Below are 16,029 nucleotides of genomic sequence, written 5' to 3' on the forward strand. Positions count from 1 at the left end.
TTTTGTATTTCGGGCTTACAGAAAAAGAAAAACGGCTACTTTGAAAAAATTCAGGGTGGCTTTTTTTCTTGGAAAATGTAAGAATATAAAATTATCAGAAATATTTCCGTTTTATGTTGACTGAATGCTCACTCATTTATTAGAATAGGAATATAATGATGTAATAACGTACATTTACGTATGAGCTAGCAAATTTACCACAAAGAGAGAAAATTACGACAAACTAAAGGGGGGACCAACCATGAGTCCATTATTAATTGCAAACATCGTTTTAACAGTCGTGGTTGTGCTTTATGCAGTAGGATTGTTCTTCTATCTGTTAAAAACACGCTATAAGTTTGTGCAATTGGGGAAAAAGGTTGAGTTTGATGAAAGTGTAAAAGAACGAATTCGTTATATTATGGTCAATGTATTTGGCCAAAATAAACTTCTGAAAGATCCAAAGAGTGGGTTAATTCACGTGATGTTCTTCTATGGATTTTTAATGGTGCAGCTAGGAGCCATTGATTTAATTTGGAAGGGATTAGTGCCTGAATCACATTTACCACTAGGCATTTTCTATGGACTCTTTACTTTCTTCCAAGAGCTTGTGGTCTTAATGATTTTAGTAGCAGTTGTTTGGGCGTTTTATCGTCGCTATGTAGAAAAGCTAGTACGTTTAAAAAGAGGCTGGAAAAACGGTCTTGTATTAATTTTCATTGGTGGCTTAATGGTATCAACATTAATTGCTAATGGTATGGGGTTAATTTGGCATGGTGAGGAATTAACATATACGGAGCCAGTTGCTTCGAGCATTGCTGCTATTTTTAGTTTCCTACCAACAACTGCAGCCGCAGCTATATTCTATGTAATGTGGTGGGCACACTTATTAATTTTACTAACATTCCTAGTGTATGTACCACAATCTAAGCACTTCCACTTAATTGTTAGTCCAATTAATGTTTATATGAATCGTCTAGATCGTGTGGGAACACTAACACCAATCGACTTTGAAGCATTAGAGGAAGCTGGAGAAAATGCTGAAAGTGAAGATGAAATGCCATCCATTGGGGTTGGACGCATTCAAGACTTTACACAAAAGCAAATGCTAGATTTATATTCCTGTGTAGAATGTGGGCGCTGTACAAATATGTGTCCTGCAACAGGAACTGGTAAAATGCTATCACCGATGGATTTAATTGTGAAGCTTCGTGACCATCTAACATTTACAGGTGCAGTGGTAACAAAGCAAAAGCCGTGGGTACCTTATCAATTCTTTGCTAATACAAAAGGGAATCAGTTAGCAATGGCGGCTGGTGCTGAGGGTGCGGTCATTGAGGATATCTATAGTCCATCTTTAATCGGTGAAGTGATTACGGAAGAAGAGATTTGGGCATGTACAACTTGTCGTAACTGTGAAGATCAATGTCCAGTTATGAATGAGCATGTCGATAAAATAATTGACCTTCGTCGTTATTTAACAATGACAGAAGGAAAAGTAAATCCAGATGCACAACGCGCGATGACAAATATCGAGCGTCAAGGAAATCCTTGGGGCTTAAACCGTAAAGAGAAAGAAAATTGGCGTGACCTTGATCCAACAATCCATATTCCAACAGTCAAAGAGCTGAAAAAATCTGGTGAGGAAATGGACTATTTATTATGGGTAGGCTCAATGGGCGCATTTGATAATCGCTCACAAAAAATTGCCTTAGCCTTCTGTCGCCTATTAAATGAGGCAGGCGTGAAATTTGCGATTTTAGGAAATAAAGAGAAAAATTCAGGGGATACACCTCGTCGTTTAGGAAATGAATTTTTATTCCAAGAGCTTGCGACAGCGAATATTGACGAATTTGAGAAAAACGATGTGAAGAAAATTGTAACAATCGATCCTCATGCTTACAATATCTTCAAAAATGAATATCAAGACTTTGGCTGGAAGGGTGAAGTTTATCACCACACAGAGCTGTTGAATCAGCTAATTGATGAAAATCGACTTGCCTTGAATTATGAAGTTCATGAAACAATTGTATTCCATGATTCTTGTTACTTAGGTCGTTATAACGATGTTTATGATGCACCACGTGAGATACTGCGAGGTATTCCAGGCGTGAAACTTGTAGAAATGGAGCGTAATCGTGAAACGGCTATGTGCTGTGGTGCAGGCGGTGGCTTAATGTGGATGGAAGAACATGTTGGTAACCGTATTAATGTTGCACGTACAGAGCAGGCTTTAGCAACGAATGCATCAGTTATTTCATCGGGCTGTCCATACTGCTTAACGATGCTTGAGGATGGTACAAAGGCAAAAGAAGTTGAGGATACAATTGGAACATTCGATGTTGCAGAGCTATTAGAGCGATCTGTGTTTGGTGAAAAAGGAAAAGCACTTGAAAACCCTGCTGAAGAAGCTGTAGATGAGATGCTTGAAGAGGTAGTGGCTTCTGTAGACAATGTCGAACAAGACAAGAATGTAGAAATTAACGCAGAAAATTGATAGCTATTGTAGAAATATTTTAGTTATCTGAAAAATATAAATTGCACAATAAATAATTGTTTTGTAGAATAAGATTAAATGGAAATGGGAGTGAGACTTTAAACTCCCATTTTTCATAGAGTGAAATCGAGCGAGCGTTCAGTCAACAACGGTGCTCTGATAATTCATAGAGTACGTAAAACAAAAGGGGTGTTTTACTTGAATAGAGCTGTTATTTTAGCAGGAGCAAGAACGGCATTTGGGAAGTTTGGAGGTTCACTTTCAGCATTAAGTGCAAGTGATTTAGGTGCTATCGCCATAAGGGGGGCAATAGAGAAAGCCAATATTTTACCAGATGATGTGAATGAAGTGATTTTAGGCTCCGTATTACAAGGGGGACAGGGCCAAATTCCTTCTAGACAGGCTGCAATTAAAGCAGATTTACCGAAAGCTGTAAAAACAGAAACGATTAACAAAGTTTGTGCATCAGGAATGCGTGCTGTCACATTAGCAGATCAGCTTATTCGTTTAGGGGACGAAGAAGTGATTATCGCTGGTGGTATGGAATCAATGTCCAATGCACCGTACTATCTACCAAATGGTCGAACAGGCTTACGGATGGGTGATTCTACAATAGTAGATGGCATGTTATATGATGGCTTAACATGTGCTTTTGATAAGGCAAGACCACATATGGGGAGCTACGGTAATTCAACAGCCAATGAGTTTTCATTAAGCCGTGAGGAGCAAGATGCTTGGTCTGTTCGCAGTCATGAGCGAGCACTGTCAGCAATTGAAAAAGGTTACTTTGCTGAAGAAATCGTGCCTGTCGAAATTCCACAACGTAAGGGAGAACCGCTTCTAGTTGATACAGATGAGGCACCAAGAGCGGGTACATCCATGGAGGTACTTGCGAAGCTTAAACCAGCCTTTGATAAGGATGGAACAATTACAGCAGGTAATGCACCTGGAGTAAATGATGGTGCATGTGCACTAGTAGTCATGAACGAGGAACGTGCAGCTCGTGAAGGCAGGGAGCCACTAGCAGTAATTATCGGCCATGAAGAGCTTGCCATTGAGCCAGAGAATTTCCCGCAAACACCTGGCTTAGTAATTAACAAATTACTGAAAAAGACAGGGAAATCACTAGCAGACATTGATCTATTCGAAATCAATGAGGCCTTTGCCGCAGTAGCACTAGTCAGCAAACAGCTAGCCGATTTAGATGCTGAAAAGGTCAATGTGAACGGTGGAGCAGTTGCGCTAGGGCATCCAATCGGTGCATCTGGAGCACGTATTATTTTAACACTTGCGCAGGAATTAAAGCGCCGTGGTGGTGGCATAGGAATTGCAGCAATTTGTTCAGGTGGTGGGCAAGGCGATGCGCTTATGATTGAAGTACCAAAAACAGGGGGACATGAATGATGGGAATTCAAAAGGTAATGGTCATTGGTGCAGGGCAAATGGGCTCTGGCATTGCACAAGTTTGCGCACAGGCAGGCTATGAGGTCAAGTTGAATGACATGAAGCAAGAGTTTTTCGAACGTGGTCTAGGGGTTATTACGAAAAATTTATCACGTGATGTAGAAAAGGGTCGTAAAACAGAGGAAGAAAAAGCGACTATATTAAGTCGTATCAAGATGTCTCTAGATTTACAGGATGCTAGTAATGTAGATATTATCATTGAGGCTGCAGTAGAAAATATGGAAGTGAAGCAATCTATTTTTAAGCAAATTGATCAAATTGCACCAGCACATGCTATTTTAGCGACAAATACATCTTCACTTCCTATTACTGAAATTGCAGCAGTTACTAATCGTCCAGAGCAAGTAATTGGGATGCATTTTATGAATCCTGTACCTGTTATGAAGCTAGTGGAAATCATTCGAGGGTTAGCAACTAGTGATGAAGTCTATAAAGCAGTAGAAGACATGACAGTGAAATTATCCAAAACACCCGTAGAGGTAAATGATTTCCCTGGTTTTATTTCAAATCGAATTTTACTTCCTATGATTAACGAAGCGATTTATGCATTGTATGAGGGTGTAGCTACAAAGGAAGCAATCGACGATGTAATGAAGCTTGGTATGAATCATCCGATGGGTCCATTAACGCTGGCAGATTTTATTGGTCTTGATACATGTCTCTACATTATGGAGATTTTACATGAGGGCTTAGGTGATAGTAAGTATAGACCTTGTCCACTGCTTCGAAAATATGTGGCAGCTGGCTGGCTAGGAAAGAAATCAGGAAGAGGCTTTTACGTTTATGAATAATCCTATGGGGATGGGACAATTTCAAGGAAATGTAATGCTGCAGGACAACTTAGAGGGGTGACAATATAGATGCATTTACAGTTTACAGATGAACAAGTGATGATGCGAGATATGGTTCGAGATTTTGCACAGGAAAAAATTGAACCATGGATAGCGAGAATGGAAGCAGGAGAGTTTCCACGTGAGCTTCTTGCACAAATGGGTGAACTTGGATTGATGGGGATCACAACACCCGAAGAGTTAGGCGGGGCTGCGATGGATTTTACATCGTACATAATTGCTATTAACGAACTATCGAAGGTGAGTGCTGTAATGGGCGTTATTTTATCTGTTCATACTTCAGTAGGCACCAATCCAATTATTTATTTTGGAAATGAAGAGCAAAAGAAACGCTATGTTCCAAAGCTTGCAGCAGGTGAATATTTAGGAGCATTTTGTTTAACAGAACCAAGTGCTGGCTCAGACGCTGGCTCGTTACAATCAAAGGCAGTGCGAGATGGCGATGAATATGTTATTAATGGCTCCAAAGTGTTTATAACAAATGGTGGAGAGGCTGATGTGTATATTGTATTCGCATCAACGAACCCTGCTGAAAAAACACGCGGCATTTCTGCGTTTATAGTTGAGAAGGGAACGCCAGGCTTAATTATCGGTAAAGATGAACAGAAAATGGGCTTACATGGCTCACGTACAGTTCAGCTCACATTCGATAATTGCCGTATTCCAGCCAAAAACCTTCTTGGGGAAGAGGGAGAAGGCTTTAAAATTGCAATGGCTAACTTAGATGTTGGAAGAATTGGGATTGCAGCACAAGCGTTAGGAATTGCAGAAGCAGCTCTTGAAGCAGCTACAGCATATGCAAAAGAGCGTATTCAATTTGGTAAACCGATTGTTGCACAGCAAGGAGTTAGCTTTAAGCTGGCAGATATGGCCACTGCTGTTGAATCCGCTAAATTATTAGTCTATCGAGCTGCTGATTTACGTGCAAAAGGTTTACCATGTGGAGCAGAAGCGTCCATGGCAAAACTATTTGCCTCACGCACAGCTGTCCAAACCGCAATAGAGGCTGTTCAAATTTTTGGTGGCTATGGCTACACTGAAGATTATCCAGTAGAGCGTTATTTCCGCGATGCAAAGGTAACAGAAATCTATGAAGGCACAAGTGAAATTCAACGGTTAGTTATTAGTAAACATTTACTGAAATAAAATCCTATGTTGCATAGTTGATATTACTCAGGTGGGGTGAAGAACTACTCGGGTAGCCGGGGAAATTGCTCAGGTGAGTCGTTGAATCGCTCGGGTAGCCGGGGAAACTGCTCAGGTGGGGTGAAGAACTGCTCGGGTAGCCAAGAAAACTGCTCAGGTGAGTCGTAGAACTGCTCGGGTAGCCAAGGAAACTGCTCAGATGAGTCATAGAATCGCTCGTATATCCAGAGAAACTGCTCAGCCCAATAAATTAATGTCACACCGAGATTCAAAATCGATAATAGAATGCACTAAATAAAAAGAGCAATCATCAAAGAAGCGTAATCACCTAGAAATAAATAGTTTAGCATTAACAGAGTCTAACTAAAAAGGGGAAAAGGACAATGAACTTTCAATTAACAGAAGAGCATGAACAATTACGCGAAATGATTCGAGATTTTGCTATTAATGAAGTGGCACCAACAGCAGCGGAGCGTGACGAGAACGAAGAGTTTGATCGTGCAATTTTTGATAAAATGGCGGAGCTTGGTTTAACAGGTATTCCATGGCCAGAGGAATATGGTGGGGCAGGCTTTGATTATCTCGCGTATGTTATTGCTGTAGAAGAATTATCCCGTGTCTGCGCTTCAACAGGGGTAACTTTATCGGCTCATACGTCACTGGCAGGCTGGCCGATTTATAAATTTGGTAATGAGGAACAAAAGCAAAAATATCTTCGTCCAATGGCAGAAGGTAAACATATTGGGGCATATGGTTTAACAGAGCCAGGGTCCGGTTCAGATGCTGGTGGTATGAAAACCTACGCAAAACGTGATGGTGATGATTATATTTTAAATGGCTCGAAAATTTTCATTACAAATGGTGGAGTAGCAGATACATATGTTGTATTTGCTGTAACAGATCCAGAGGCTAAAAATAGCACATCCGCTTTTATCGTAGAGGCCGGATTTGAAGGTTTCTCAGTAGGTAAAAAGGAGAAAAAGTTAGGGATTCGTTCATCTCCTACAACTGAAATTATTTTTGATAACTGTCGAGTTCCAAAAGAAAATTTGCTAGGGGCTGAGGGAGAAGGTTTTAAAATTGCAATGACAACACTTGATGGTGGACGTAACGGTATTGCAGCTCAGGCTGTAGGGATTGCACAAGGAGCACTGGATGCAGCGGTAGAGTATGCAAAAGAGCGTGTGCAATTTGGTAAACCGATTACAGCCAATCAAGGTGTTTCTTTCAAACTAGCAGATATGGCTACACAAATTGAAGCATCTCGACTGCTTACATACCAGGCGGCTTGGTTAGAGTCGAGTAGTCTACCCTATGGTAAAGCATCTGCAATGGCGAAATTAATGGCTGGCGATACGGCGATGAGTGTAACGACTGAGGCGGTTCAAATTTTTGGCGGCTATGGTTATACAAAAGATTATCCAGTTGAGCGCTTTATGCGTGATGCTAAAATCACACAAATCTATGAAGGTACGCAAGAGATTCAACGTCTTGTTATCTCTCGTATGCTAACAAGATAATACATGACAGAAAAAGAGAAAAGGCCCCAGGTACAGTCAACAGTTAAAGATGAAAATCTCATCGCCATTCGTCGGGAACAAATGATACAGGGAGCCATAAAATTATTTAAAGAAAAAGGTTTTCATCGTGCCACGACGAGAGAAATCGCAAAAGCTGCTGGCTTTAGTATCGGTACTTTATATGAGTATATCCGAACTAAAGAGGATGTCCTTTATCTAGTATGTGATAGTATCTATCATCATGCAATGGAGCGACTTTCAAGTTATGAGATAAAAGCAGGGACGATAGAAGAATTAAAAGAAATGATCCGAGAGTATTTCTTGCAAATTGATCACATGGTTGATGAACTGACTATCATGTATCAGGAAACAAAATCTTTATCAAAAGAAGCGCAGCGCTATGTATTTAGTAAGGAGTTTGAAATGGTTGCCACGTTTGAACGACTGCTAAAGCGGTGTGTGCAGTCAGGTGAAATTACAATGACTGATAAGCAAATCCATTTGGCAGCCAATAATTTAGTTGTCTCAGGGCAAAGCTGGGCGTTCCGAAAATGGGCGCTACATCGTCAGCATTCGATTGATGAATTTATTGACATGCAAATAACATTGTTTATTTCAGGTATAAAGGGGTTCTGTTAAGGGGTTGTCGGTAATTGCATAAAGCGACATTGCAATTACCGACTTTTTTTGAACTACAATTGATTAAGGGGAGAAAGTGGGGATTTCATATGACAAAGGTAGAAGTATATCGTCCAAAAAATCACGTACGTTTTGTTACAGCATCGAGTCTATTTGATGGACATGATGCTTCGGTCAACATTATGCGACGTATTTTACAATCTAGTGGGGTCGAGGTTATTCATTTAGGACATAATCGCTCTGTAGAAGAAGTCGTGAATGCTGCGATTCAAGAAGATGCGCAAGGCGTAGCCATCTCATCTTATCAAGGCGGCCATATGGAATACTTTAAATATATGTATGATTTACTGCGTGAAAAAGGTGCCCCACATATAAAGATATATGGTGGTGGTGGTGGTGTTATTTTGCCACGAGAAATTAAGGAGCTACATGCTTATGGGATCGCAGGGATTTTTTCGCCAGAGGATGGACGTGTTTTAGGTTTGCAAGGGATGATCAATGAACAAATTAAAGGTACTGATTTTCCTACAGCAACAGGTAGCTATCTAGAAAAGCTAGATATGTTAACGACAGAGACACCAGAGATTTTAGCGAATTTAATCACTGCTGCGGAGTCGAATGACGATGAAGAAACGAAAAAAATGATAGAAGAAGCTCGAAAGCGCACGAAAGAGACACCTGTTCTGGGTATTACTGGTACTGGTGGTGCTGGGAAATCGTCTCTGACAGATGAGTTAATCCGTCGATTCTTAAAGGAATTTCCAGATAAACGTGTAGCAATACTTTCAGTCGATCCAACTAAGCAAAAAACAGGTGGTGCATTGCTAGGGGACCGAATACGGATGAATGCTATCTTTAATAATCGAGTATACATGCGTAGTTTAGCAACTCGTGGATCCCGTACAGAGCTTACTGCTTCCATTGGAGATGTGCTAGATGTCGTTCGTGTAGCAGGCTATGATTTAATCATTGTAGAAACAAGTGGTATTGGTCAAGGGGATGCTGAAATTACAAAATATACGGACCTATCCATGTATGTGATGACCAGCGAGTTTGGTGCTCCAACGCAGCTTGAAAAAATTGATATGATTGATTTTGCCGATGTTATCGCTATCAATAAGTTTGAACGTAAGGGCTCTGAGGATGCGCTTAGACAGGTACAGAAGCAATATCAACGTTCTCGAGAGCTTTGGCATGAATCACTAGACGCAATGCCAGTTTATGGTACGATTGCAAGCCAATTCAATGATAAAGGCACGAATGCTTTATTTGCCGCACTTGTTAACATTATTAATGAAAAGACAGGCTACAATTGGGAAACAGGTTATGAGCAATTTGCAAAAACTCAAAAGCAGGATGTCATTATTCCAAATGACCGTCGCTATTATTTGCGCGAAATTACAGATACCGTGCGTGGCTATCATAAAAAATCAGAGCAACAGGTAGTATTTGCACGTCAACTATTCCAACTAGAGGGTGCAATTGCTGCAGTGAAAGAAAAGGCTCCTGATGATGCACTTGTCGCATCTCTTACCTCTCTAGCAGAAGGTGTCAGAGATGAATTAACAGCGGAATCCAAACGTATTTTAGATAATTGGCAGGCTCTAAAGGAAGCATACTCAGGAGATGAATTTGTCACAAAGGTTCGCGATAAGGAAATTCGCACAATTTTAAAGACAACAAGTCTTTCTGGAACAAAAATTCCAAAGGTTTCCTTACCGAAATTTGAGGACTATGGTGAAATTCTACGCTGGGTTTATAAAGAAAATGTACCTGGTGAATTCCCATATACAGCAGGTGTATTCCAATTTAAACGTGAAGGGGAAGATCCAAAGCGACAATTCGCTGGTGAGGGAACTCCAGAGCGAACAAACAAACGATTCCATTATCTATCAAAGGATGATGATGCAAAACGTTTATCTACAGCATTTGATTCGGTAACACTCTATGGCGAAGATCCAGATTATCGACCAGATATTTATGGAAAGGTTGGGGAATCAGGTGTTTCTATATGTACGTTAGAGGATATGAAGAAGCTTTATGCGGGCTTTGATTTATGTGCTCCGTCAACATCAGTATCCATGACAATAAATGGTCCAGCACCAATTATTCTAGCAATGTTTATGAATACGGCTATTGATCAACAAGTGAAACTACGTGAGAAAGAACTTAGTCGACCTTTGACAGTTGAAGAATTTACAGAGACACGAGAGAAAACATTGCAGGTTGTGCGAGGAACAGTGCAAGCGGATATTTTAAAAGAAGATCAAGGGCAAAATACATGTATTTTTTCAACAGAGTTTGCCTTACGTATGATGGGAGATATTCAACAATACTTCATTGACCATAAGGTTCGTAATTATTACTCAGTATCCATTTCTGGCTATCATATTGCTGAAGCTGGTGCAAATCCAATTTCACAATTGGCCTTTACATTGGCGAATGGCTTTACGTATGTAGAATATTATTTAAGTCGCGGTATGAATATTAATGACTTTGCACCAAATCTGTCATTCTTCTTCTCGAATGGACTTGACCCAGAGTACACGGTTATTGGACGTGTTGCTCGTAGAATTTGGGCAGTGGTAATGCGTGATAAGTACAACGCTAATGAACGTGCACAAAAATTAAAGTACCATATTCAAACATCTGGACGCAGCTTGCATGCACAGGAGATTGATTTTAATGATATTCGTACAACATTACAGGCACTTATGGCATTACAGGATAACTGTAATTCATTGCATACAAATGCCTATGACGAAGCCATTACAACACCTACTGAAGAGTCAGTTCGTCGAGCGATGGCTATTCAGATGATCATTACAAAAGAGCATGGTTTAGCGAAAAATGAAAACCCACTGCAAGGGGCATTTATCGTGGAAGAGTTAACAGATCTTGTAGAAGAAGCCGTTCTGGAAGAATTTGATCGCATAAATGATCGTGGTGGCGTGCTAGGCGCAATGGAAACACAATATCAACGTGGTAAAATCCAAGAGGAATCCATGTACTATGAAATGTTGAAACATTCTGGTGAGCTACCGATTATCGGTGTCAACACATATTTGAATCCGAATCCACCTTCCGATGCGGATATAGATAATATGGAGATTGCACGTGCGTCCACAGAAGAAAAAGAGACGCAAATCCATAATTTACAGGAATTCTGGAAGCAACATGAAAGTGAATCAGAAGCAGCTATTACTCGCTTACAGGAAGTAGCTGTTAACAACGGTAATATTTTTGCAGAGCTAATGGAAACAGTAAAAGTAGCAAGTTTAGGACAAATTACGAAAGCTTTATATGAGGTAGGGGGACAATATCGTCGTAATATGTAATTTGCAAATATGCATATCCTCTTACTTATTAGCATTTATTCTTTAAAATGCTTCTGTAGTTTTAAGTGTCTAGTCTTAGGATTAGGCACTTCTTTTTATTTTCGTTATAATAGAACTGTAAAAAAAGGGGAGGCGCAGTAGAGGATGAAATCAGCTTTTCACTTCATTATTATTTTAGCTTTAGTGTTGGGAGTCATTTTCCTGTATAATAAGCAAATTGGCGCTGTTCCTTTACTAATTCTATCTATATATTTATTTTACCTTGGGATAAAAAAAATACATGATATAAAAAACAGTAATTGAAGCTAGCAAAGAGGATAAAACTTTGTATATAATGGGTATTATGCTTATGATATGGAAAGTTACTTTTGTGCGGTCTTTTTTTGCTGCGCTCCGAAAATAAAGCAATAAAAACGTCCATTGTGATGAGAGAAAGGAAGTGCACGAATTGAATTTTCGTGAAATGACAAAGGAACAATTAGCGGAAGAATCGTTAATTAACTTAGCTTATGTAATTTTAAATGAAAAACGTGCCTCAGTGTCTTTTAATGACTTACTAACAATCATTCAGGAGCTTGTAGGCTATAGTAATGAAGAAATCAAAGCACGCCTACTACAATTTTACACAGATATGAATGTAGATGGTCGCTTCTTATACAATCAAGAGACAGGTTGGGGTTTACGCGAATGGTTTAAAGTTGAGCAAATTGAGGAAGAGACAGCTCCTTCTGTGAAAACGCATAAGAAAAAATCTAAAGCTGCCCTTGACGAGGATGATTTGGATGAGGATCTGGATCTAGATGAAGAAGATATCGACTTTGATGAAGATTATGAAGAATTTGTTGAAGAAGACGATGTTGAGGAAGAAGAAGATAAAGAAGACATTGATTTTGACGATGAGGACATAGAGGACATTGATGAAGAAATCGATGAAGACTTTATCGAAGAAGATGACGATGAGGAATTCGAAGAAGAAGAGGAAGAAATTTAATTTTTCTATCTTTTATGCCCATGGTAATAATTCTTGACTTCTATCTCGGTTACGTTTAATCTTTTACTTGGGCTCCTTAAAAAAGGAGAAAGACCGTGTATGTAATACGCTCCCCCTGCAAACCTATGCAGGAGGGGCGTTTTTTTGTTGTTAACTTTATCTTCATTCAGCAAATATTTTGGTATCGGAAGCATAGCGGCAGATACAGAAGACTCCCACCTCTACAGGTGGTGAGATAAATGCGGTATTGGTTCCTTTTCAGTGGGTGTNNGGATTTTCAAAGGAATGAATTGTGCGGGCACAATTCAAAATCCGGACGCAATTACGCCAAGGCGAAATTGATTCAGTTAAACACTCCCAAATTACTACTGACATGAATATAAATGTTCCAAATACTTCATGATGTATAGTAATCGGTGACTGAATAAACGTTAGCAATCAATTTTTAAAAGGAAAGTAGAAAAGAGATAGAAACGATTAAGCTTCGAATCGACTACACTTTTTTGTAGACATTCTCGGCTTTTCTTATTTTTAGGTATAAGTATTTCTTTACCGAGACATTTACGCTAAGATACTTAGTTATTAACATAGCGTATATGCACTTTTCTTACTTGCAATTTTTAGAACATCATAAGGAGGAATTTTTTCATGACAAAGTATATTTTTGTAACAGGCGGGGTTGTGTCATCGCTTGGAAAAGGGATTGTAGCGGCATCTTTAGGTCGTTTATTAAAAAATCGTGGGTTAGAAGTAACCATTCAAAAATTTGATCCTTATATCAATATTGACCCTGGTACAATGAGTCCTTATCAGCATGGTGAGGTTTTCGTAACAGATGATGGCGCAGAAGCTGACTTAGACTTAGGTCACTACGAACGTTTCATAGATATTAACCTAGGAAAACATTCTACAGTAACATCAGGGCGTGTTTATCAGTCTGTATTACAAAAAGAACGCCGCGGTGATTACAACGGTGGAACAGTACAAGTAATTCCTCACATTACAAATGAAATCAAAGATCGTATTCAACGAGCTGGTCGCGAAACAAATGCGGACGTAGTTATTACAGAAGTAGGCGGAACAGTTGGGGATATTGAATCATTGCCATTCCTTGAAGCAATTCGCCAAATGAAAACGAATTTAGGTCATAACAATGTGATGTATGTTCACTGTACGCTTATTCCTTATATTAAAGCTGCGGGTGAGCTAAAAACAAAACCAACTCAGCATTCTGTAAAAGAATTACGTTCTTTAGGTATTCAACCAAATATTATCGTTGTACGCACAGAGCAAGAAGTGCCACAGGATATGAAAGAAAAATTAGCTTTATTCTGTGATGTTCAGCCACACGAAATTATCGAATCTCGCGATGCAGAGCATTTATATGAAGTACCATTAAACCTACATGCACAAGATATTGATGATATCGTACTTGACCATTTTGGCATTGAAGCACCAGAAGCAGATATGGAAGAATGGCGCGAGCTTGTAGCAAAAGTGAAGAGCTTACCAAATAAACGAAAAGTAGCATTAGTAGGTAAATATGTAGAACTACAAGATGCTTACATTTCTGTTGTAGAGGCATTAAAACATGCAGGCTATGCATTTAATTCTGATATTGAAATTGACTGGATTAATGCAGAGCATGTAGATGCTGACAATGTTGCTACACTATTAAAAGGTGCTGACGCTATTTTAGTGCCTGGTGGTTTCGGCGACCGTGGAGTTGAAGGTAAAATTTTAGCGACACAATATGCCCGTGAAAATAATGTTCCGTTCTTAGGTATATGCTTAGGTATGCAACTGGCGACAGTGGAATTTGCTCGTAACGTTCTTGGCTTAAAGGGTGCACATTCTACAGAGCTTGATGCAAAAACAGATTATCCTATTATTGATTTCTTACCAGATCAAAATGATAATGTTGATCTTGGTGGTACATTGCGTTTAGGATTATATCCATGTAAGTTAAAGGATGGCTCAAAAGCAAAGAATGCATATGGGAAAGAACTTGTTTATGAACGTCACCGTCATCGCTATGAATTTAACAATGAGTATCGTGAAGCTATGGAAGCGGCAGGTCTTGTCTTCTCAGGTACAAGTCCTGATGGTAAGTTAGTGGAAATAATTGAATTACCGGATAATAATTTCTTCGTAGCTTGTCAATTCCATCCTGAATTTGTTTCACGTCCAAATCGTCCACAATCATTGTTCCGAGATTTTATCGGTGCAACATTTAAATAATGCAAAAAGAGTTGTCTCACATGCTGAGGCAACTCTTTTTTTAAAGCTATTTCATAATTGCTTCTTTACAATTCTTCGTCATTCATACCAAGCATTTCATCATAAGCCATCTTGACAGCTTCATAAACAAAAAGGACAGCAATAGCATGTGGAATTACGATACGCTCACCTAAATCATTTGGTAATAAACCACCTCGTACGCGTGTTGAAATATACGTATAGGCTAATTCCGCCAGTGAATTTTGAGAATCAGCTACTTCACAAGCAACAGCTGCGAATGGAATAAATTGATCATTGAGTTGCTGTGCTAAAGCGATGGCTTCTTTATCTTCTGCACTACGGGTAAAAATGCATACCCGATCAGCCTCTGTAAGCACAGTTTCCTTTGTCCAAGGTGCTAGCTTGGTAAAACGTTCTACAGCGTGGCATGCATTTAGTTCAACTACCTGCATTTCACCAAAGCATGCGAAATAGACATTACCTTCTCCAATCCCTGCTTGTGCTAGTAAACGCGCTGTTTCTTCAATAGAATCCTCTTCACTTTGTATTATTCTTTGTAATAATCCACTTAGTTGTGTTGTTAGTATTTTTGACATAATCCCACCTCAATCAATATTATATGTTTGAAGGGACTATAAATCAAAAGCAGATAATTTATAATACTAGAAGGTATTAAGATAATAAAGGAGAATAATACATACTAAGGGAAGTTTTTGTGCAAGAATAATAACTCAAAAAGGGCGGAATGAAATGTGAAACGATTACTAATTGTCGATGATCAACAAGGAATTCGTTTGCTTTTGAATGAAGTATTAAAAAAGGAAGGCTATGTTACATATTTGGCTGCTAACGGCATGGAGGCACTAAAATATGCTGAAGAGGAAATGGATTGTGTCCTATTAGATATGAAAATACCAGGGATGGACGGCATAGAAATTTTAAAGTGCTTAAAAGAGAAATGGCCACATCTGCCTGTATTTATGATGACTGCCTATGGCGAACTGGATGTCGTTCAGGAAGCATTAGATTTAGGGGCTATTCGATATTTCACAAAACCTTTTGATATTTTTGAAGTGCGCGATGAGGTAAATAAAGTATTAAAATCTTAGAAGCAGGCAGTGGTTAACACGGCCTGTTTTTAGTAGTGATATTCTAGAGTTTCTTATTCTCATTACTTCCTAAAATATTTAATTTTCAATCTGTTGTTGTACTGCGTTTCGTGTAGAAAACAGATGCTGTCGCTACGTTGGACTTCACCATCGTGTGGAAAATAAAAGCCCCTGCTTTTCAGGGGCAAGCCTTCGTTGCGTTGCACTACACTGCGGTGGCACTGTCGCTTCACTTTCGTGCAGAAAAGAGACGC

11 protein-coding genes are annotated in these 16,029 nt (G+C 39.3%); 10 read left to right on the forward strand and 1 reads right to left on the reverse strand.

Features of this window, described 5'->3' with window-relative positions:
* The first annotated feature begins 241 nt into the window (after window positions 1-241).
* From B2R82_RS11380 to B2R82_RS11420, 9 genes are all read left to right on the forward strand, one after another.
* Complete coding sequence (locus B2R82_RS11380; RefSeq protein WP_286924967.1) at window positions 242-2,476, forward strand: (Fe-S)-binding protein; 2,235 nt, start codon at window positions 242-244, stop codon at window positions 2,474-2,476.
* 198 nt (window positions 2,477-2,674) lie between these two features.
* Complete coding sequence (locus tag B2R82_RS11385) at window positions 2,675-3,880, forward strand: acetyl-CoA C-acetyltransferase (RefSeq protein WP_286924968.1); 1,206 nt, start codon at window positions 2,675-2,677, stop codon at window positions 3,878-3,880.
* Entirely contained in the window at window positions 3,880-4,731 is an 852-nt protein-coding gene (locus B2R82_RS11390) for a 3-hydroxybutyryl-CoA dehydrogenase (RefSeq protein WP_286925096.1), read from the forward strand. Before B2R82_RS11385 ends, B2R82_RS11390 begins: the two co-directional genes overlap by 1 nt.
* A gap of 69 nt (window positions 4,732-4,800) precedes the next feature.
* Window positions 4,801-5,937 carry an acyl-CoA dehydrogenase gene (locus tag B2R82_RS11395; RefSeq protein WP_286924969.1) on the forward strand — a complete coding sequence of 379 codons (1,137 nt, stop codon included), beginning with the start codon at window positions 4,801-4,803 and terminating at the stop codon, window positions 5,935-5,937.
* Between the two features lie 383 nt (window positions 5,938-6,320).
* On the forward strand, window positions 6,321-7,457 hold the full coding sequence (locus B2R82_RS11400; RefSeq protein WP_286924970.1) for an acyl-CoA dehydrogenase: 1,137 nt from the start codon (window positions 6,321-6,323) through the stop codon (window positions 7,455-7,457).
* A gap of 3 nt (window positions 7,458-7,460) precedes the next feature.
* Window positions 7,461-8,096, forward strand: coding sequence for a TetR/AcrR family transcriptional regulator (locus tag B2R82_RS11405; RefSeq protein WP_054770255.1), 636 nt, complete (start codon window positions 7,461-7,463; stop codon window positions 8,094-8,096).
* Between the two features lie 89 nt (window positions 8,097-8,185).
* A complete protein-coding gene (gene icmF / locus B2R82_RS11410; RefSeq protein ID WP_286925097.1) occupies window positions 8,186-11,434 on the forward strand; it encodes a fused isobutyryl-CoA mutase/GTPase IcmF in 3,249 nt (1,082 codons plus the stop codon).
* A gap of 448 nt (window positions 11,435-11,882) precedes the next feature.
* Window positions 11,883-12,425: a DNA-directed RNA polymerase subunit delta gene (gene rpoE, locus B2R82_RS11415; RefSeq protein WP_286924971.1), complete on the forward strand. Its 543-nt coding sequence runs from the start codon at window positions 11,883-11,885 to the stop codon at window positions 12,423-12,425.
* Between the two features lie 648 nt (window positions 12,426-13,073).
* Window positions 13,074-14,666: a CTP synthase gene (locus B2R82_RS11420; protein WP_286924972.1), complete on the forward strand. Its 1,593-nt coding sequence runs from the start codon at window positions 13,074-13,076 to the stop codon at window positions 14,664-14,666.
* Between the two features lie 65 nt (window positions 14,667-14,731).
* On the opposite strand, the gene B2R82_RS11425 is transcribed toward B2R82_RS11420, so the two are convergent.
* Complete coding sequence (locus tag B2R82_RS11425) at window positions 14,732-15,262, reverse strand: DUF2529 family protein (protein ID WP_286924973.1); 531 nt, start codon at window positions 15,260-15,262, stop codon at window positions 14,732-14,734.
* 156 nt (window positions 15,263-15,418) lie between these two features.
* Between B2R82_RS11425 and B2R82_RS11430 the strand changes: the two genes are divergently transcribed.
* Entirely contained in the window at window positions 15,419-15,775 is a 357-nt protein-coding gene (locus tag B2R82_RS11430; protein ID WP_286924975.1) for a response regulator, read from the forward strand.
* Window positions 15,776-16,029: the final 254 nt, after the last annotated feature.

Source organism: Lysinibacillus sp. UBA6686, from assembly GCF_002455205.1.
In the GTDB taxonomy this organism is placed as follows: Bacteria; Bacillota; Bacilli; order Bacillales_A; family Planococcaceae; genus Lysinibacillus; species Lysinibacillus pakistanensis.

Bases quoted from the DNA above. Each gene is read 5' to 3' on its own strand.
- B2R82_RS11420 (WP_286924972.1), top strand. From the start codon at position 13,074: ATGACAAAGTATATTTTTGTAACAGGCGGGGTTGTGTCATCGCTTGGA.
- B2R82_RS11400 (WP_286924970.1), top strand. From the start codon at position 6,321: ATGAACTTTCAATTAACAGAAGAGCATGAACAATTACGCGAAATGATT.
- B2R82_RS11380 (WP_286924967.1), top strand. From the start codon at position 242: ATGAGTCCATTATTAATTGCAAACATCGTTTTAACAGTCGTGGTTGTG.
- icmF (WP_286925097.1), top strand. From the start codon at position 8,186: ATGACAAAGGTAGAAGTATATCGTCCAAAAAATCACGTACGTTTTGTT.
- B2R82_RS11405 (WP_054770255.1), top strand. From the start codon at position 7,461: ATGACAGAAAAAGAGAAAAGGCCCCAGGTACAGTCAACAGTTAAAGAT.
- B2R82_RS11425 (WP_286924973.1), bottom strand. From the start codon at position 15,262: ATGTCAAAAATACTAACAACACAACTAAGTGGATTATTACAAAGAATA.
- B2R82_RS11390 (WP_286925096.1), top strand. From the start codon at position 3,880: ATGGGAATTCAAAAGGTAATGGTCATTGGTGCAGGGCAAATGGGCTCT.
- B2R82_RS11395 (WP_286924969.1), top strand. From the start codon at position 4,801: ATGCATTTACAGTTTACAGATGAACAAGTGATGATGCGAGATATGGTT.